Genomic DNA, 3,520 nt, shown 5'->3' with positions numbered 1-3,520 from the left:
CTGAAATGGGGCGAAAGTCTGTGGACTCTGTGTAAGACAGTACATGGTTTTTTAACTGTGGTATGCGACGGTGGTGGAAGCAGAAACTTAAATCGTGAGGTTTAGGAATCGCCGCACTTTTAGGGCGGCGAGGATGTCAAGTTCATCACCCTGCTTTCCTTCCCTAGTCAGCTGCCGGGAGACTAGAGACCAATACACAGAGGTTCAATGAGTCAAAAGGGATGACCAATAATTAGTTATCAGTGACCATTGACCGTTTAATAAGAGCCAGATTAATCCCCCTATTCCGAAAAGAATAGTCAAGACATAAAATTGCGATTGACCGGAAACATTATATTTTAAGGCACTGCCGCTAAAAATCGTCGCTAAACTGACTAAATTAACCAGACCATCAATAATATAACGATCGAGCCAAGCGGTAATTTTGGACAAGCTGCCCACCGCTAAAACCACGGTAAACTGATAGATGCGATCGAGATAGAAGTCATAAGCGAACAAATCTTGCAGGAATCGCAGGATTAACCCGGTTGGTCTCGCCCAAGCTCGTCTTAACTCTACCATTAACCCGATGACTAGGCCAATTACTCCAGAGGCCATCAATAAGGGAAAACCCCAGACAATAGTGAAACTCTGGTTATTAACGAGAGGATTGGTGAAAGATAGCCAAAAATCCCAACGTAGGGGAATAATCGGGGCCAATAAAACGATTAAAATCAATGCTACCATGGGCAAAGCCATCGGCCAAGCCACTTCCGGGGTGCGATGGGTTTTACTTTGGGTTTGTCCCAAAAAGACTAAACGAAAGACCCGAGTAAGATTGATAATGCTAAGACAATTAACAAAGATTAAAACCGCTAATAACCACCAAGGAATCGCCCATTCGCCACCTAACCACCGTTTTAACGTCCAAAACATCCCCAGGGGCATTAAAACCGTCATCCCCGCGGAACCTCCTAAAAAAGCCGTGGTCGTGGCGGGCATTCTTGCCCAAATTCCGCCCATTTCCGTGATATTTTGGTTACTGGTGGTGAGAATTAAGGCTCCTGCGCTCATAAACAATAAAGCTTTTGCCACCGCATGGGAGAATAAAATTAGTAAGGCGATATCCACATGACCTAATCCCACCGCAATAAAGACCAAACCGAGATAGGCACTGGTGGAGTGGCATAAAACCCGTTTAATATCAATTTGGGATAAGGCCATCAGAGAAGTACCAATTGCCGTCATTGTCCCCAACACTATTAAAACATTGGCCGCGATCGGAGATAGGGTAAATACTGGCTGCAGCTTAATTAAAACATAGGCCCCGGCTGAAACCACGATCGAATTCCGCATGATTCCGGCTGGATTTGGTCCCTCCATCGCCTCATCTAGCCACAAATTCAGGGGAAATTGGGCGCATTTACCCGTTGGACCAGCAATAAGGGCTAATCCTAACAAAGTCGCCGTCAGAGGTGGTACAGGGTTATTTACTGCCCAATTTTCTAACTGAGAAAAACTTAATCCCTCTCCGTAACTGGACAGAGCCACCAAACCCATCAATAAAATAATATCGCCGACGCGCTTGGTTAAAAAGGCATCTCGGGCCGCGGTTACGACCAAAGGTTGAGCATACCAAAAACCGACGAGGAGATAGGTAGAGACCGTTAACATCTCTAGGAAAGCGTAACTGAATAGTAGGGAGTCACTGAGGGCAATTCCCCCCAAAGCTGCCTCAAAAAAGCCCATTAAGCCATAAAATCTCGCCAAAGACCAATCCTTTTCCATGTAGCCAAGGGCATAGATTTGGGCCAAGAGACTGATGAGGGTAATCAGTTCCAACGTCCCCAAACTGACGGGAGAAAGTTCGATCGAAAGAGATAAACTAAGATCGGCCACTTTTACCCATTCAAAAGCCAGTTTAATCGTCTCTCGATGCCAAATTTGGTTAAAGGCGATCGATCCGTGTATTAATCCTAAGACGGTCATCAATAGGTTAATATAAGCGGCCGGCCGCGGACCGGTGCGACTAATAATGCCTAAAGACCAAGGCAAGGTTAAAATCGAACCAATTAAGCCATAAATGGGAATTAACCAGCAAGTGTATAGGAATAAATCTTTCATTCAGGGGGTTATTCAGTTATCAGTTATCAGTTATCAGTTATCAGTGATCAGGTTTAAGTTTTAAGTTATCAGGTTTAGGTTTTCAATTTTCAACAAATTTAGGCTCTTTCACCGGTTACTGGTTACTGATTACTGATCACTGATCAACGGCCATAAAAAACCAACACTCGATCAAGAAGGGGTCGAGTTTAGTCAATTTAGGTATTTTACCTTTAATCCTGCGATCAGGCTAAATGCGCTGTAATAAAGATTTACCGTGGGAATCGGTGCTACAGGTGGCAAATAATTGATATTGACGACTCAGAGCGAGCGCTTGTTCGGTTTCCGGTTGACTGGGTAGCCAAGGTTTGGGATTGCCATAGGCATAAAAAGCCTCAATACCATCAATACCCAATTCTACCGCCGCCGCCACTAAATCGGCTGCGGGGCGATGGTAACGAAAGGGATGGGCGAGAACTACTAAAGCCCCCGCTTGCTGTAAACTTTTAATGACTCTAGAGGCTAAAGCCAGATCTCCTTCCGGTTTGGTTCTTTGCAGATAGGGAGTCAAGACGGCATGAGCGGGATCGAAACCATAGCCAAGAATATGCACTTCTGTCTCTAAGAGATTCGCCGTAATTTCTACCCCTGTCCAGAAATGGGGTAGAGAACTCTTTAAATGCTGATTTTCTAGCCAAATTTGGGCTTGTCGATAACCTTCGATCGAGTGATGATCGGTAATTGCTAATCCTTTTAGTCCGATATCTAACGCTTGTCTCATCAAGCCTTGGGGACTCATTTGACCATCGGAACAATGGGTATGAAGATGGAAATTGTAATGGTGGGGACAACTATCATAGCCAATATTTGCCCACACCGCTTTCAGGGCGAGGGTATCTTGAGCTAGGGGTGGAATTGTAGCAGAAACGACCATGCAGTATTGAGGAACTTTCCCAAAGATTACAAATTGTTAAGAATCAGCATAGCAAATATCAAGAAAAATTGGGTAGCTGCTGTTACCGGTAACACCGTTAGAGACTGTTCGTCAATGAATATTAAGCGGGAATCGGAGCCTTCTTCTGTCTCCGCGCTGATTATCGGTTATCGCTGCCCCTACAGGACTCAAAATCTCGCACCTGTTTCGCGAAACAAGACCCTAAAACCCTTAATTCGTCGATATTTCAGATTTATTCAGCAAGCCAGATGTACTAAGCTTTTTAGTATAAATGTTCTGGCTCCCTCTCCCCGCTCCCTTCTCATAGACAGTCTTGACGAGTAACTTAGATACACTGACAGCTTATAGTTACTAATTCTGTACGCAAATATTGCATCTAGAATTAGCTTTGTACGCTTTGACCCGTACTGGGTTAACTACGAACCTCTCTATCGGATTCCCGCTAAAGGCGGCCTCTCCGACTACCTTTCTTCCAATATTTAA

General features: G+C 44.6%; 2 protein-coding genes. Both read right to left on the bottom strand.

The window, feature by feature from the left end:
• Positions 1–204: 204 nt before the first annotated feature.
• Positions 205–2,103, bottom strand: a complete 1,899-nt coding sequence (locus O9323_RS11975; protein ID WP_002734668.1) for an NAD(P)H-quinone oxidoreductase subunit F — start codon at positions 2,101–2,103, stop codon at positions 205–207.
• Between the two features lie 229 nt (positions 2,104–2,332).
• Entirely contained in the window at positions 2,333–3,016 is a 684-nt protein-coding gene (locus O9323_RS11970) for a PHP domain-containing protein (protein WP_288125168.1), read from the bottom strand.
• Positions 3,017–3,520: the final 504 nt, after the last annotated feature.

Source organism: Microcystis sp. LE19-131.1A, from assembly GCF_027532015.1.
GTDB lineage: Bacteria > Cyanobacteriota > Cyanobacteriia > Cyanobacteriales > Microcystaceae > Microcystis > Microcystis ichthyoblabe_A.
The sequence above is the reverse complement of the archived record's forward strand: the minus strand, read 5'-3'. Positions and strand labels throughout refer to the sequence as shown.